The following is a 15,209-nucleotide window of genomic DNA, read 5'->3' as shown; positions in this document are numbered from 1 at the left end:
AACCCTATCTGTAGGAGCGAGCTTGCCTCGCGATCTTTTTTCCCTTTTAAAGATCGCGAGACAAGCGCCTACATAACCTGCGTACGCTACCCCTTCAACGGGGCGAACAACGCGTCAATGTCACTCTGCTCAAGCTTCCAGCCACTGTTCAAGCTGCCTTCTAAAACACCTGCAGCCAAATGCGCTTTCTTCTGTTGCAACGCCTGGATTTTTTCTTCCACGGTGCCGCGGGCAATCATCTTGTAAACGAATACAGGCTTATCCTGACCAATTCGGTGTGCACGATCAGTGGCCTGGTTTTCAGCCGCCGGATTCCACCATGGATCGTAATGAATCACTGTGTCAGCCGCTGTCAAATTAAGGCCCGTACCTCCAGCTTTCAAGCTGATTAAAAAGAGTGGAACTTTGCCGTCCTGGAAGTTTTTAACCGGCGTGCGCCGATCCTTGGTATCACCGGTCAGCAGCGAATAGGCAACGTTGCGCTGTGCCAGCTCTTGCTCTATCAATGCCAGCATTGAAGTGAATTGTGAGAACAGCAAAATCTTTCGGCCTTCACCCAGCAACTCTTCAATGATCTCCATCAAGCTGCCCAGCTTTCCAGTCAACGTCCGCTTGGTAGTCACGGCTGATGCGCTCTTGACCAAGCGCAAATCGCAGCACACCTGACGCAGTTTGAGCAACGCTTCGAGGATGATGATCTGACTGCCGCCTATCCCGCTGCGCTTGATTTCATCACGCACCTTTTTGTCCATTGCAACGCGAACGGTTTCATAGACATCACGCTGGGTATCGCTCAAGTCAACCCAATGCACGATTTCAGTTTTCGCGGGTAATTCAGCGGCAACCTGCTCTTTGGTTCGGCGTAACAAAAACGGTTTGATACGCGCCGTCAGGCTGTGCATGCGCTCACTGTTGCCATGCTTTTCGATGGGCGTACGGTAATCACGATTGAACGCTTTGTTATCACCCAACCAACCCGGCAACAAAAAGTGAAACAAGGACCACAGCTCACCCAAGTGGTTTTCCAAAGGCGTACCAGACAGACACACACGTTGTTTTGCCTGCAACTGCCGTGCGGCTTGGGCGGCCTTGCTCGTCGGATTTTTAATGTTCTGTGCCTCATCCAGAATCACAACACTCCAGACGAGAGGTTCAAGTGTTTCCAGGTCACGTGGCAATAAGGCGTAGGTGCTCAAGACCAAATCGTAGTTTGCCAACTGATCGAAGTCTTTTTGGCGATTGTTTCCATGCAAGGCCAGCACTTTGAGTTGCGGGGTAAAATGCGCCGCTTCGTCGAGCCAGTTAGGTATCAGACTGGTGGGCATGATCGCCAGAGCAGGCGAGTCAAGCTGACCGTTCTGCTTGAGTTGCAGTAAATGAGTCAGGGCTTGCAATGTCTTGCCCAAGCCCATGTCGTCACCCAGGATGCCTCCTACCTCAAGCTCACGCAGCGCTTGCATCCAGTTGACGCCTTCCAGTTGGTAAGGACGCAGCGTGGCGTTTAATCCCTCTGGCGCAGGAACCGCGACATAGTCTGACTGCTTGAGGCGCTTGGCAAAGTCACGCTGACGCTCGCCCCCTTGCCATACCAGCGGTATATCGTCCAACGCACTGAGGCGTGCGGCATCCAGAGCACTCAGGCGCAATGAATTGCCTCGATGCTCGTTTAAATACAACTCGCTGAGGGTTGTCATCAGCGGCTTGATCCGGCCATAGGGCAAGACCACGTTCAAGGCTGGCTTTTGCAGCCCATATTGATAAGTCGAATAATGAAGATTGACCAACATCGGCTCGTCATCCTTGCGCAGAGCCATGGATTGCGGGTCTAACAGTTCAGGGTTGCGTCTCAACACGTTAAGCAAAATCGGTAACAGGCTATAACGTTGGCCATTGACCTCAATGCCCAACTCCAGATCAAACCAGGCATGCTCTGGCCCTTCCTCGATATCGGCGTACCATTGCCCGACTTCGTGGAGTACAAAGTGAAAGCCTTGATTGATTACGATCTGCCAGCCCAAGCCACGCAAGCGCTCCAGATCAGATTGGACAAAATTGATCCAGCCCGCATCACTCACTTGTTCAAATAGCTCACCGGTCACGCCGGGCAATGGGGCACTTTGACCTATCACTCTTTTGAAGCCGACCTTGAGCAGTGCCTGACGAAGCGCTTTTTCAGCCGCTGGCTGGCGCTGGATACGCTGGGTTTCACTGCCCGACAACACACGTATTTCGCTGGACTTTTTATCTGCTACAGAGTGACCCGCGTAGCTGAAACCCAACACGGCACGGTGTTCAAAGGGACGGGGGGCGCGCCACGAGGTCTGCACAACGCTTCCCAAGGTCAAATGCGCTAGGGGAGTAATATCGTCGACAACCCGCTCAGTCAGTGTGACCGGTGCAGCTACCGTATCGACTATGGCACGCATGCGATGACTGAACTCCAGGGCATGCTGCGCCGGAATGTCCGGAGCCACAAGCAAGTGACAAGCCAGTTTGTCGCTCAAGTCATACTGCAGCGGCCCAACGTGCATCCGTTCGACGTCAATGTAGTGCAGCGGTTCAAGCGCCAGAACAACATCCAGCGGCTGGTCAGAGGCAAACCATTGACCGCGGTAATGACCGTTCGCTTGTTCAACCCAATTGAAGATTGCAGGGCGCGGCGGCGAAGCAACCAATGGTTGCTGCGAGTCAAAATCGAGAAACAGGCGTGACGTTTCAAGGAGTAACTCAAGCAGTTCACTACCGATACGCCCCTTGAGCTCTACGCCTGACACATAGCTCGCGTTGCTATGGCTGGCTAAAAACAGACGAATAAACTTAAGGTCCGACTCAAGCACGAAATTGGGCGAATTGTGCACGGTCTCGTGGGTAAACGTGCGGCGCTGCAAATCTCGAAGGCTGCCGTCTTGCAGACGTCGCCCCGTGAAGAACTCTACCTGCCAACTCCCCTTTTGGCGGTTTGACACAAGCCGATATAAAAGGCATGTGTCGTTGTCTTTTTTTTCCGGACCTGCGGCAAGCTTGCTGCCTGGAAGGGCATCAAGCCAACGTTCCAGGCCAGCGCCCATGTTCTCACCAAGCCTTTGCAGCCGTTCTTGAGACTGTGTGTTGTGCACATAATACAAAACAGCAGCGCAGTGCTTGCAATCAAAGGCGACCGGACAAGTACATGAACAGTTCAGAAACTGTTCACCTGCAAGATCAGACTCGATACCAATCAGTTGTTCGTAGGCATAACCTTCTCCACCCACGCACGTGCCATGTATGCAGACGTCATCACTACTGAGCAACTCGACACGATCTTCTCGAAAGTACTTGCGTCCACGTTCAAGGGCGCCCTTGCTAAAGCCAATAGCCCAGTCGCCACTGTGCAACAGGTTTTCTATAGAGAGCATTCACTGCACTGCCTGATTAACTATCAATGGTGGTCGGTCAACACCCGCGCCAGGGTCGCTTTAACTTTGCCCATGCCGTCGTGCAGCGCCTGCTCGATTTCAGCCATGGTAATCACCGCTGTGGTCTTGCCCGCTGCCGGATTTACCACCAGCGCCAGACACGCGTAGTCCAGGTCCAGTTCGCGGGCCAACGCCGCTTCAGGCATGCCGGTCATGCCCACAATGTCGCAGCCATCACGCTCAAGACGGGCGATTTCAGCCACGGTTTCCAGACGCGGGCCTTGGGTTGCGGCATACACACCATGGGTGCTGTACGAACAGCCTTCGGCTGCCAGTGCGCTGATCAGTTTTTCACGCAAGGCTTCGGTGTAGGGAAAGCTGAAGTCGATGTGGGTTACGTGCTCCAGATCACCGGCGAAATAGGTGTGTTCGCGGCCGCTGGTGTAGTCGATCAACTGATGCGGCACGCAGAAATGCCCGGTGCCCATCGCCATGTGAATCCCGCCCACGGCATTCACCGCCAAAATCGCCTCGGCACCTGCCTGCTTCAAGGCCCACAGGTTGGCGCGGTAGTTGACCTGATGCGGCGGCACCCGGTGCGGATGGCCGTGGCGTGCTAAAAACAGCACTTCACGGCCGCCAAATTCACCGATCTGGATATCGGCTGAAGTCGGGCCGTAAGGCGTGTCCAACGCCAGCGAACGGCTGATGGTCAAGCCGTCGAGTTGGGTCAGCCCCGTGCCACCAATAATTGCGTAAACCGTCATTGAATCTGCCTCTTGAGCACGTGCATTAATCAATCAATTGAGCATCTTTAAGGGCGCCCGTGGCCACCAACCAGCGCGGGTCCTGACGGTAGTCGGTGCTGGCCCAGGCTTGCGCACGCATCCGCGCAATACGCGCAGAAGGCGTGACTTTAAGGCGCTGAGCAGCACTGAGGGCCAACTCGGCAGCCGCACGGTCGTTGCACACCAGGCCCATGTCACACCCGGCAGACAAGGCGGCCTCAATGCGGCTCGCCGCATCGCCGACCACATGGGCACCGGCCATCGACAGGTCGTCACTGAAAATCACCCCGTCAAATTGCAGCTCGCCCCGCAAAATGTCCTGCAACCAGCGACGGGAGAACCCGGCAGGCTGGCTGTCGACTTGCGGGTAGATCACGTGCGCAGGCATCACGCCTGCCAAGTGCTTGCTCAGACGGGCAAACGGCACCAGATCATGGCTGCGAATCTGCTCCAGGCTGCGTTCATCAGTCGGGATGGCGACATGAGAATCAGCCTCTGCCCACCCATGCCCCGGAAAATGCTTACCGGTCGCGGCCATGCCCGCCGCGTTCATCCCGCGAATAAAGGCGCCTGCCAATTGCGCGGCGCGCTCTGGGTCTCCTTCAAACGAGCGAGTCCCCACCACCGCACTGCGCTGGTAATCGAGGTCCAGTACCGGAGCAAAACTCAGGTCCAGACCGACCGCCAATACTTCGGTGGCCATGATCCAGCCACACTGCTCGGCCAAGTACTCGGCGTTGGGGGTGTCGGCGATTGCGCGCATCGCCGGCAGGCGGACAAAACCTTGGCGCAGACGCTGTACGCGGCCGCCCTCCTGGTCGACGGCCAACAGCAAATCCGGGCGAATGGCGCGAATCGATGCACTCAACTCACGCACCTGGCGCGGGTGCTCAATATTGCGGGCAAAGATGATCAGGCCGCCCACTTCAGGCTGGCGCAGCAATTGCCGGTCTTCAGCCGTCAACCAGGTACCGGCGACGTCCACCATCAAGGAACCTTGCAAGGCAGAACTCATGGGAAATCCTTAAAGAGAGAAAGCGCTTATCAACCGGCTCTTCACGCTAGGCACAGCAAGGCGCGCCGCGTACCAGAGCGGCAGCGGCGAAGAGCGAGACGGGAATAAGTCTGGGTTGGGCATGGCGGCTAGCTTAGCGGAACAAAGCTGCCGCGCCCACCCGCACGCGGTCAAACCTTGGCGGCGACCGGTGGGGTTTTGGTCCGGGGGCGAAGCTGCGCGCTGGCCATGGCGGGGTCGGTTACACCACTGTCGGCACGCATGCCGGCCGCAAGGAAAGGCACCATCAGGCGCATCACCTGCTCGATCGAGGTGTTCACCCCAAAATCGGTTTCGGCGATGGCCCGCAAGGCCTTGATCCCGGACATGCTGAACGCCGCCGCACCGAGCATAAAGTGCACACGCCAGAACAGCTCAATTGGCGGGATCTGCGGGGCGGCTTCGTTAACCAGCAACATATAGCGGCGAAACACCTTGCCGTACATGTCTTCGAGATAACGCCGCAAGTGCCCTTGACTCTGACTGAAGGCCAACCCGAGCAGGCGCATGAATATAGACAGGTCATTACCACTGCGTGGCTGGATTACCAGCGCCTGCTCGACCAGCATCTCCAGCAGTTCTTCAAGGCTGGGGCGCTGCTCAGGCTTGGCCTGACGGCGCTCCAGCTCGCGGTCCAGATTGGCGCAGAACGGCCCCAGAAAACGCGAGAAAACAGCCTGGATCAAGGCCTTTTTGGAACCAAAATGGTAATTGACCGCCGCCAGGTTGACCGAGGCTTTGCTGGTAATCAGCCGCAATGAAGTTTCAGCAAAACCTTTTTCCGCGAACAGCTGCTCAGCAGCATCAAGGATACGTTCAACGGTTTCCGACTGGGCCATGGCTACTCCGCCTGACAAAACATTAAAACATCTGTTTGAAACATACGTTTCGACTTGTAAAAAGTCAAGGCGGCGTGTTCGGTTTGCGACCGGGCGGTCTCGCATTTAACCACAGCCGCCGCCAGCAAGGCTTTGCCTTCTAAAAGGCGAAGCCTGCAAAGCATTGATGACCGTCCAGCGGACGGCGGAAAATGGAGGATTGCCAATAAGCCTTCACTGTATATAATCCCAGTCACTGTATAAAAAGACAGAGCGATCACCATGTTAAAACTGACGCCACGCCAAGCTGAGATCCTGGCCTTCATCAAGCGATGCCTGGATGACAACGGATACCCGCCCACCCGTGCCGAGATCGCACAGGAACTGGGCTTCAAGTCTCCGAACGCCGCTGAAGAACACCTCAAGGCCCTTGCTCGCAAGGGTGCCATCGAAATGACCCCGGGCGCCTCGCGCGGTATTCGTATCCCTGGCTTTGAAGCCAAGGCCGACGAATCCACCCTGCCCATCATCGGCCGGGTCGCTGCCGGTGCGCCGATCCTGGCGCAAGAGCACGTCGAAGAGTCCTGCAACATCAACCCGACGTTTTTCCATCCGCGTGCCGACTACCTGTTGCGGGTTCAGGGCATGAGCATGAAGGACGTCGGCATCTTTGATGGCGACCTTCTGGCTGTGCATACCTGCCGCGAAGCCCGCAACGGCCAGATTGTGGTAGCCCGTATCGACGACGAAGTGACCGTCAAGCGCTTCAAGCGCGAAGGCAACAAGGTCTGGCTAATCGCTGAAAACCCGGATTTCCAGCCCATTGAGGTCAATCTCAAAGAGCAGGAACTGGTTATCGAAGGCCTGAGCGTCGGCGTCATACGCCGCTAATAGGAGACGTCATGCAGTTCCCACACACACCGCTGCCAGCACAACTCCCCTTGTTCGAAGTGTTCATGGCACAACCCATGGCCCCTGCGATCAAAGAAGTGCTCGATGCACCCTGGAGCGCCGAACCTGAAGTTTTCAGTGAGTTGTCGCTGCGCGGTGCTGCCGGAAACTGCCTGAACCTGCTGGCGCCCATGCTTCGCGAACTCAGCGAGCAACAAGACGACCGTTGGCTGACCCTGATTGCCCCGCCTGCCAGCCTGACACAAAGCTGGCTGCGCGAGGCCGGGCTGAACCGCGAGCGCATTCTGCTCCTGCAACCCAACGGTAACAAAAGTGCTTTGCAACTGACCTGCGAAGCACTGCGCCTGGGCCGTAGCCACACCGTGGTCAGCTGGATTAACCCGCTGACTGCCAGCGCTCGCCAACAACTGGTCAGCGCAGCACGTACCGGCCACGGGCAAAGCCTGAATATTCGTTTGGGTTAAGCGGTTGTCGCTAACTGCCACAGTGCTTGTGCGCCCTGCACAAGCCTGCCAGTAATGCCTGCCAGCCTGAACACTTAGTGCAGGACGCGCGGGCCTTCATCTTTTTCAAGCTCGCCTTCGGCCAATCGGCCTGCCATCTGAACACCGACGCTGAGCATGGCTTTGGCCACCTCAACGTGCTGACCTTGTAGAAAGGCCTTGGCATCTTCAGAAAAGTTAAGCGTCACCAAAGACCCCTCGTCTTCAGCCCGGCGCAACTCGATACGGCCGTCTGGTAATTCGACAATTTCTAGAAAGGACGTTGGCATAAAGGTTTGTTCTCCACGAAAGCGCGGGATTATATCAGTCATCCATTGTAATTTTTCCAGGATATGAGCCTGTTTCATTACCGACTGATGAATGACTGTACAGTTTTATCCGCGACCTTCAACACTCATTTAGTCCGTCACGAAACCTGATGGCCAAACTTTTTAGGTTTTGGCGCCACTCCTCCAGCGTCTCGCGGCTTAATTCCTCGGGTGCTTCATCCTCCAGATTTACCGCCTCAATCAGGGGCTGAAAAACGTCTGCCTTAACCTTCTTCGGCGCCTGCAAAGGCTGGTACAACGCTGCGTGAGTGGCAACCAATTGCGCCAGCCAGGTGTGCGGCGCTCTGGCCAGTTCGACCATTTCTGCCAGCTCAGGAATGGCTATGGCGTCCAAAACTTCTTGAGTCAGCAGCAACTCGACCCGCGGAGCATTTGCTTGAGGCAAGCGATAAAAGCCGGCGATTTCATGGCATAAGCCGAGTAAGGCACCATACAAATGAAAAATGGCCGATTCGCGTTCAGCCTGAACCAGCGCCTGAGCATTCATGGCCCGCCCCTCCCCGGCCTTGTTCATGGCCTCAAGGGCCAAACCGGCGAAATATATTTTCTGATTGGTACGGGTATAGAGTTCGTGAGCCATGTTGAGGCGCTCCACAGCGAATGGGTAAGGGCTGACAGCAGTCTCAGGTATAGGGGATAAGGGCGCAAGGCCATGATGAGAGGATTTTCACCCCAAGGTCAAAACATCCCCGTAGTCGCTGCCGAGGCACGAAGGCTGCGATGGGTAGCGAAGCCACCCCACCAAAGATCAAAAGATCGCGAGGCAAGCTCGCTCCTACAGATTTGAACTGCCCCACCCAAAATCAAAAAACCGCGCAAGGCATGCAGCCCTTGCGCGGTTTTTTGTGGTGCGGTCAGCTCAGTTTCAAGCGTCTTTATCTTTGCGCTTGTCTTCTACTTTCCAGCTACCACCGTCGTAGAACGCACGCCAACCGGTCGGCTTGCCGTCCACTTCGGTCTGTACGTATTGCTCTTTGGTCTTGCGGCTGTAACGAATTACGGCCGGACGACCTTCCGGGTCTTTCTTTGGCGCTTCACACAAGAAGTGATACTTAGGATCAATCTCGTCCTTGTGCGGGATGATTTCGATCACCAACGGTGCGCGGGTCTCACGGTTTTTCGGGAACTGGCTCGCCGCCAGGAACAACCCCGAAGCACCATCACGCAGGATGTAGGTGTCGTCGACCTTCTCGCACTTGAGCTCCGGCATTTTCACCGGATCCATTTTCGGTGGAGCTGCTTCACCGCTTTTCAGCAGCTTGCGAGTGTTCTTGCACTCCGAATTGGTGCAACCAAAGAACTTGCCGAAACGCCCGGTCTTGAGCTGCATCTCACTGCCGCACTTGTCGCACTCCAGGCTCGGCCCTTCGTAGCCCTTGATGCGGTAGTTGCCTTCTTCGATCTCGTAACCCACGCAATCCGGGTTGTTACCGCAGATGTGCAGCTTGTGTTTTTCATCCAGCAGGTAAGCATCCATCGCCGTGCTGCAGATTGGGCAGCGGTGTTTGCCCAACAGCACCAGCGACTCGGACTCGCCCTCGTCGTCCGCAGCGATTTCATCGCCCGGCACCAGGTTGACGGTGGCCTTGCAACGCTCTTTAGGCGGCAGGCTGTAACCCGAGCAACCCAGGAACACGCCAGTAGAAGCCGTACGAATTTGCATCGGACGACCGCATTCCTTGCACGGAATATCGGTCATGACCGGTTCGTTGGCACGCATGCCGCCGTCCGGTGCTGCTGCTACTTCAAGCTTTTTCTTGAAGTCGCCGTAGAACTCGTCCAGCACGTTTTTCCAGTCGCGCTCGCCTTGTGCGACGTCATCGAGGTTCTCTTCCATGCCGGCGGTGAAGCCGTAGTCCATGAGGTCAGAGAAGCTCTCAGACAGGCGCTCGGTAACGATGTCGCCCATTTTCTCGGAGTAGAAGCGGCGGTTGTGTAGCGCCACGTAACCGCGGTCCTGGATGGTTCCGATAATCGCTGCGTAGGTCGACGGACGACCAATACCGCGTTTTTCCATCTCTTTCACCAGGCTCGCTTCCGAATAACGCGCAGGCGGCTTGGTGAAGTGCTGGCTCGGGTCCAGCTGGATCAGCTTGAGCACGTCGCCCTGGGCCATGTCCGGCAGTACATCGTCATCGCCAGGCTTGGTGATTTGCGGCATTACACGGGTGTAACCGTCGAACTTGAGGATACGGCCTTTGGCACGCAGCTCGAAGTCGCCTGCGGCCACGCTGACGGTGGTCGACAGGTATTTGGCCGGCAGCATATGGCACGCCACGAACTGGCGCCAGATGAGCTCGTAGAGCCGCTCAGCGTCGCGCTCCATGCCCGACAGCTTGCTCGGGTGCATATTTACGTCTGAAGGACGAATCGCTTCGTGAGCCTCTTGTGCGCCTTCCTTGCTGCTGTACACGTTAGGCGTCGGCGGCAGGTACGACTCGCCGAACTCGCTTTCGATGTAAGTGCGCGCCATCGCGACCGCATCGGCCGAGAGGTTGGTGGAGTCGGTACGCATGTACGTGATGTAGCCCGCTTCATACAAGCGCTGAGCCATCATCATGGTTTTCTTCACACCGAAGCCCAGGCGGTTACTCGCGGCCTGTTGCAGGGTGGAGGTAATAAACGGTGCCGACGGCTTGCTGCTGGTCGGTTTGTCTTCGCGCTTGGCGATGGTGTAGCTGGAAGCCTTGAGCTTCTCCAGCGCGGCCATGGCCTGGGCTTCGTTCAGCGGCTTGAAGGCTTCGCCGTTTTCGCGAGCCACATCAAAGCGCACTTTCGCACCCTTGGCAGTGCCCAGGTCTGCGTGAACTTCCCAGTATTCTTCGGGGTTGAACGCACGAATCTCGCGCTCACGCTCAACTACCAGCTTCACCGCAACCGACTGCACACGACCAGCCGACAGGCCACGGGCAATTTTGGCCCACAGCAGTGGCGAGACCATGTAGCCCACCACGCGGTCGAGGAAGCGACGCGCCTGCTGTGCATTCACACGGTTGATATCCAGCTCGCCCGGCTTGGAGAAGGCTTCTTGAATCGCCTTCTTGGTGATCTCGTTGAACACCACGCGCTTGTAGCGGCTGTCGTCACCCCCGATGGCTTCGCGCAGGTGCCAGGCAATGGCTTCCCCCTCGCGATCCAAGTCGGTTGCGAGATAGATGGTGTCAGCATCTTTGGCGAGCCGGCGCAGCTCTTCGATGACCTTTTCCTTGCCGGGCAGGATCTCGTACTTGGCTTTCCAGCCATGCTCGGGATCGACCCCCATGCGCGAGATCAGCTGCTTTTGAGCTTTCTCTTTAGGCGACAGGGCCGGCGCTTCGCCCGCCGCTGCCTTGCCACGCTTGGCAGCAGGTTCTTTACTGGCGCTAGCCGAACCGCTGGTGGGCAGGTCTCGGATATGGCCGATACTCGACTTCACCACGTACTCGTTGCCCAAGTACTTGTTGATGGTCTTGGCCTTAGCCGGGGATTCCACAATGACCAGCGATTTGCCCATGGATCAGAAAATTCCTGAGTTCTAGAAGTGAAAGGCGGTGAGCGCCTGACGCGGCACCGCTATATATAGTGGCTACAAGGTGAGGTCAAGCACAGGGTTCTGCGCGACCAGGCCTCATGGCCGGGAAAAAATGCTCGGTTCAGCCTCAATCAAGGCAAAACGCGGGACTTGCTCACCGTCAACGATGACCGTCTCAAGGAACATGCTCAGCGGGCGAACCCAAAAGCCGAAATCGCCATACAGGGCTTGGTAAAACACCACTTCCTCTTCGGTTTCAGAGTGGCGAGCCACATTGAATACCCGATATTGCGGCCCTTTGTAATGCTGATAGAGCCCAGGTTGTAGCGGCATGTTGCGGCCCCCTGCAAGAAAAAATAAAAAAAAGCCTAAAAACAAAAACCGGGGCACATGGCCCCGGCTTCCATCAACGCAACGCTTTAAACGCGTTCGAAGACAGTGGCAATGCCCTGGCCAAGACCAATGCACATGGTGGACAACCCGAAAGTGCCGCCATTTTGCTTCATCACATTGAGCAAAGTGCCGGAGATGCGAGCACCCGAGCATCCAAATGGATGGCCCAGAGCGATTGCACCGCCGTGCAGGTTAACCTTCTCATTCATCTTGTCGAGCACTTTCAAATCTTTCAGCACTGGCAGGGCCTGTGCAGCGAAAGCTTCGTTAAGCTCAATGAAGTCGATATCGGCCATATTCAAGCCTGCGCGCTTCAATGCTTTTTGTGTTGCCGGTACTGGACCATAGCCCATGATTGCCGGGTCCACACCTGCCAGTGCCATCGAACGGATCACGGCCAACGGCTCCAGACCCAGATCTTTGGCGCGCTGCGCGGACATGACGATCATGCACGAAGCACCGTCGGTGATCTGCGACGAAGTGCCCGCAGTCACGGTCCCGCCTTTAGGGTTGAAGGCTGGCTTCAAGGCGGCCAGGCTTTCCAGGGTGGTTTCCGGACGGATAGTTTCATCGTAGTCGAAAACTTTCAGGAAGCCGTTTTCGTCATACCCCTGCATCGGGATGATTTCGTCCTTGAATTTGCCTTCAATCGTTGCCTTGTGGGCCAACTGATGCGAACGCACGCCAAAGGCATCCTGTTGCTCACGGGTGATGCCGTGCATCTTGCCAAGCATTTCAGCGGTCAGGCCCATCATGCCCGACGCTTTTGCCGCGTACAGCGACATGTGCGGGTTAGGATCAACGCCGTGCATCATGCTCACGTGACCCATGTGCTCGACGCCGCCTACGACAAACACGTCACCGTTGCCGGTCATGATGGCTTGCGCGGCAGTGTGCAGTGCGCTCATGGACGAACCGCACAGACGGCTCACGGTTTGTGCCGCCGACGTGTGCGGGATCTGGGTCATCAGCGACGCCATGCGCGCGATGTTCCAGCCTTGCTCCAGGGTCTGGTTAACACAGCCCCAGATCACGTCTTCGACTTCAGCCGGGTCAACTTTGCTGTTGCGCTCCAGCACTTTGCTGATCAGGTGCGCCGACATGTCTTCGGCGCGGGTGTTGCGGTGCATGCCACCCTTGGAGCGGCCCATCGGGGTGCGACCGAAGTCGACAATCACCACGTCTCTAGGATTCAAGCTCATAATTTCACTCTCACTCTAATGGGGCGCTTAACCGAAGAAGCTCTGACCGTTTTTGGCCATTTCACGCAGCTTCGCAGTCGGGTGGTACAGCGCGCCCAGTTCAGCGTACTGATCAGCCAGGGCTACGAACTCTGCCACACCGATCGAGTCGATGTAGCGCAGCGCGCCGCCACGGAACAGCGGGAAGCCAATGCCATAGACCAGGCCCATGTCGGCCTCGGCTGCCGTTTCAACGATGCCGTCTTCCAGGCAACGCACGGTTTCCAGACACAGCGGGATCATCATCCAGTTGATGATGTCTTCGTCGGTGACGTCGCGCTGCTCGTAGACAATCGGCTTGAGCACTTCAAGCACGCTCGAATCCACGACTTTCTTCTGCTTGCCTTTCTTGTCCGCCTCGTAGGCGTAGAAACCTTTGCCGTTTTTCTGACCCAGACGGTTGGCTTCGTACAGCGCATCGACTGCCGAGCGACGGTCGTCTTTCATGCGATCCGGGAATCCTTCAGCCATCACGTCACGGCCGTGGTGACCGGTGTCGATACCGACCACGTCCATCAGGTAGGCAGGGCCCATCGGCCAGCCGAATTTTTCCATCACTTTGTCGATACGCACAAAGTCGACACCGGCGCTGACCAGCTTGGCGAAACCGCCGAAGTACGGGAACAGGACGCGGTTGACCAAAAAGCCCGGGCAGTCGTTGACCACGATCGGGTTCTTGCCCATTTTCTTGGCGTAGGCAACCGTGGTGGCAACCGCCAGATCACTGGACTTCTCGCCACGGATCACTTCAACCAGCGGCATCATGTGCACCGGGTTAAAGAAGTGCATGCCGACAAAGTTTTCAGGACGCTTGAGCGCCTTGGCCAGCAGGCTGATGGAAATGGTCGAGGTGTTGGACGCCAGAATGGCGTCTTCACGCACGTGGTTTTCCACTTCGGCCAGTACCGCTTGCTTGACCTTCGGGTTTTCAACAACGGCTTCGACCACCAGGTCAACGTTGCCGAAATCACCGTAAGACAAGGTAGGACGAATACCGTTAAGGATTTCAGCCATTTTGGCCGGGGTCATGCGACCTTTATCAACGCGACCCACCAGCAGCTTGGCGGCTTCTGCCAGACCTTGCTCGATGCCGTGCTCGTTGATGTCCTTCATCAGGATCGGCGTCCCTTTGGAGGCCGACTGATAGGCAATACCGCCACCCATGATGCCGGCACCGAGAACGGCGGCCTGCTTCACGTCTTTGGCGATCTTGTCGTAGATCTTGGCTTTTTTCTTCAGTTCCTGATCGTTCAGGAACAGGCCGATCAAGGCACTCGAAGCCGAGGTCTTGGCCAGTTTGGCAAAGCCTGCCGCTTCAACTTCCAGCGCTTTGTCGCGACCGAAGTTCGCGGCTTTCTGGATGGTCTTGATCGCTTCAACCGGCGCCGGGTAGTTCGGGCCAGCCTGGCCTGCAACGAAACCTTTGGCGGTTTCGAAAGCCATCATTTGTTCAATCGCGTTCAGCTTGAGTTTTTCAAGCTTTGGCTGGCGCTTGGCCTTGTAGTCCAGCTCGCCGCTGATGGCGCGCTTGATCACGTCCAGTGCAGCGTCTGCCAGCTTGGCAACCGGCACCACGACATCAACTGCGCCGACTTTCAGTGCGTCTTCTGCACGGTTTTCTTTGCCCGAGGCGATCCACTCAACCGCGTTATCAACGCCGATCAGACGTGGCAGACGGACGGTGCCGCCAAAGCCCGGGTAGATGCCCAGCTTGACTTCTGGCAGGCCGATTTTGGCGCTGTCGGCCATGACGCGGAAGTCCGCTGCCAGGCACATTTCCAGACCGCCACCCAACGCGATGCCATTGATCACGGCAACAGTCGGGACGTTGAGGTCTTCGAAATCACTGAAGATTTTGTTGGCTTCGAGGTTGCCCGCGATCAGCTCGGCATCCGGCAACTTGAAGTTTTCGACGAATTCGGTGATGTCAGCGCCGACGATGAAGACGTCTTTGCCACTGGAAACGATGACACCCTTGACCGAAGCATCTGCCTTGATCGCATCCACTGCCTGACGCAATTCGTTCAGGGTTAGACGGTTGAACTTGTTGACGGACTCACCCTTGAGATCGAACTTGAGTTCGACGATGCCACTTTCAAGAGCCGTAACCGTGATGGCTTTACCTTCGTAAATCATCAACTGATCTCCACGATATGGAAGCTGAACAGTACACGTCGGACGCTAGCGTCTGGCTGTCATTGACCGTTGTGTCAATGCTGATGCCAATCCGCCAGGCACACCCGCCAACGCGATAGTCGGGATTCT

General features: G+C 56.6%; 12 protein-coding genes. 2 read left to right on the top strand and 10 right to left on the bottom strand.

Going from position 1 to position 15,209, the window contains the following annotated elements; translation table 11 throughout:
• Positions 1–86: 86 nt before the first annotated feature.
• The 4 genes from GHO25_RS09045 to GHO25_RS09030 all read right to left on the bottom strand — a co-directional run bounded on the left by GHO25_RS09045 (position 87) and on the right by GHO25_RS09030 (position 6,076).
• Positions 87–3,395 (bottom strand): DEAD/DEAH box helicase, encoded by a 3,309-nt coding sequence (locus tag GHO25_RS09045; RefSeq protein ID WP_153390618.1) that lies wholly within the window; start codon positions 3,393–3,395, stop codon positions 87–89.
• Between the two features lie 23 nt (positions 3,396–3,418).
• On the bottom strand, positions 3,419–4,162 hold the full coding sequence (locus tag GHO25_RS09040) for an S-methyl-5'-thioinosine phosphorylase (RefSeq protein WP_048368705.1): 744 nt from the start codon (positions 4,160–4,162) through the stop codon (positions 3,419–3,421).
• 25 nt (positions 4,163–4,187) lie between these two features.
• Entirely contained in the window at positions 4,188–5,198 is a 1,011-nt protein-coding gene (nagZ, locus tag GHO25_RS09035) for a beta-N-acetylhexosaminidase (protein ID WP_048389317.1), read from the bottom strand.
• A gap of 170 nt (positions 5,199–5,368) precedes the next feature.
• Complete coding sequence (locus tag GHO25_RS09030) at positions 5,369–6,076, bottom strand: TetR/AcrR family transcriptional regulator (RefSeq protein WP_048368707.1); 708 nt, start codon at positions 6,074–6,076, stop codon at positions 5,369–5,371.
• Positions 6,077–6,337: 261 nt separating this feature from the next.
• On the opposite strand from GHO25_RS09030, the gene lexA reads away from it, so the two are divergent.
• Together lexA and sulA are read left to right on the top strand one after the other, a co-directional pair.
• A complete protein-coding gene (gene lexA, locus GHO25_RS09025; protein WP_048368709.1) occupies positions 6,338–6,946 on the top strand; it encodes a transcriptional repressor LexA in 609 nt (202 codons plus the stop codon).
• Between the two features lie 11 nt (positions 6,947–6,957).
• Entirely contained in the window at positions 6,958–7,431 is a 474-nt protein-coding gene (sulA, locus tag GHO25_RS09020; RefSeq protein ID WP_048368710.1) for an SOS-induced cell division inhibitor SulA, read from the top strand.
• 74 nt (positions 7,432–7,505) lie between these two features.
• Here sulA and GHO25_RS09015 read toward each other — a convergent pair whose 3' ends face one another.
• From GHO25_RS09015 to fadB, 6 genes are all read right to left on the bottom strand, one after another.
• Positions 7,506–7,739, bottom strand: a complete 234-nt coding sequence (locus GHO25_RS09015) for a hypothetical protein (RefSeq protein WP_153329636.1) — start codon at positions 7,737–7,739, stop codon at positions 7,506–7,508.
• Between the two features lie 118 nt (positions 7,740–7,857).
• Entirely contained in the window at positions 7,858–8,379 is a 522-nt protein-coding gene (locus GHO25_RS09010; RefSeq protein ID WP_048368711.1) for a DUF6586 family protein, read from the bottom strand.
• Between the two features lie 285 nt (positions 8,380–8,664).
• On the bottom strand, positions 8,665–11,292 hold the full coding sequence (gene topA / locus GHO25_RS09005) for a type I DNA topoisomerase (RefSeq protein ID WP_153390617.1): 2,628 nt from the start codon (positions 11,290–11,292) through the stop codon (positions 8,665–8,667).
• Between the two features lie 114 nt (positions 11,293–11,406).
• On the bottom strand, positions 11,407–11,643 hold the full coding sequence (locus GHO25_RS09000; protein WP_048368808.1) for a DUF1653 domain-containing protein: 237 nt from the start codon (positions 11,641–11,643) through the stop codon (positions 11,407–11,409).
• Positions 11,644–11,729: 86 nt separating this feature from the next.
• Positions 11,730–12,905, bottom strand: a complete 1,176-nt coding sequence (gene fadA / locus GHO25_RS08995) for an acetyl-CoA C-acyltransferase FadA (RefSeq protein ID WP_048368713.1) — start codon at positions 12,903–12,905, stop codon at positions 11,730–11,732.
• A 27-nt stretch (positions 12,906–12,932) separates the two neighbouring features.
• The gene (fadB, locus tag GHO25_RS08990) at positions 12,933–15,080 is read right to left on the bottom strand and encodes a fatty acid oxidation complex subunit alpha FadB (RefSeq protein ID WP_048368714.1); all 2,148 of its coding nucleotides are present in this window, start codon (positions 15,078–15,080) and stop codon (positions 12,933–12,935) included.
• Positions 15,081–15,209 lie beyond the last annotated feature (129 nt).

It is taken from the genome of Pseudomonas sp. FSL R10-1350 (assembly GCF_009600525.1).
Lineage (GTDB): Bacteria > Pseudomonadota > Gammaproteobacteria > Pseudomonadales > Pseudomonadaceae > Aquipseudomonas > Aquipseudomonas helleri.
This window is presented reverse-complemented; position numbering and strand designations above follow the sequence as displayed.

Excerpts from the sequence above, each read along its gene's own strand:
- GHO25_RS09045 (WP_153390618.1), bottom strand. The coding sequence starts at position 3,395 with ATGCTCTCTATAGAAAACCTGTTGCACAGTGGCGACTGGGCTATTGGC.
- GHO25_RS09040 (WP_048368705.1), bottom strand. The coding sequence starts at position 4,162 with ATGACGGTTTACGCAATTATTGGTGGCACGGGGCTGACCCAACTCGAC.
- nagZ (WP_048389317.1), bottom strand. The coding sequence starts at position 5,198 with ATGAGTTCTGCCTTGCAAGGTTCCTTGATGGTGGACGTCGCCGGTACC.
- GHO25_RS09030 (WP_048368707.1), bottom strand. The coding sequence starts at position 6,076 with ATGGCCCAGTCGGAAACCGTTGAACGTATCCTTGATGCTGCTGAGCAG.
- lexA (WP_048368709.1), top strand. The coding sequence starts at position 6,338 with ATGTTAAAACTGACGCCACGCCAAGCTGAGATCCTGGCCTTCATCAAG.
- sulA (WP_048368710.1), top strand. The coding sequence starts at position 6,958 with ATGCAGTTCCCACACACACCGCTGCCAGCACAACTCCCCTTGTTCGAA.
- GHO25_RS09015 (WP_153329636.1), bottom strand. The coding sequence starts at position 7,739 with ATGCCAACGTCCTTTCTAGAAATTGTCGAATTACCAGACGGCCGTATC.
- GHO25_RS09010 (WP_048368711.1), bottom strand. The coding sequence starts at position 8,379 with ATGGCTCACGAACTCTATACCCGTACCAATCAGAAAATATATTTCGCC.
- topA (WP_153390617.1), bottom strand. The coding sequence starts at position 11,292 with ATGGGCAAATCGCTGGTCATTGTGGAATCCCCGGCTAAGGCCAAGACC.
- GHO25_RS09000 (WP_048368808.1), bottom strand. The coding sequence starts at position 11,643 with ATGCCGCTACAACCTGGGCTCTATCAGCATTACAAAGGGCCGCAATAT.
- fadA (WP_048368713.1), bottom strand. The coding sequence starts at position 12,905 with ATGAGCTTGAATCCTAGAGACGTGGTGATTGTCGACTTCGGTCGCACC.
- fadB (WP_048368714.1), bottom strand. The coding sequence starts at position 15,080 with ATGATTTACGAAGGTAAAGCCATCACGGTTACGGCTCTTGAAAGTGGC.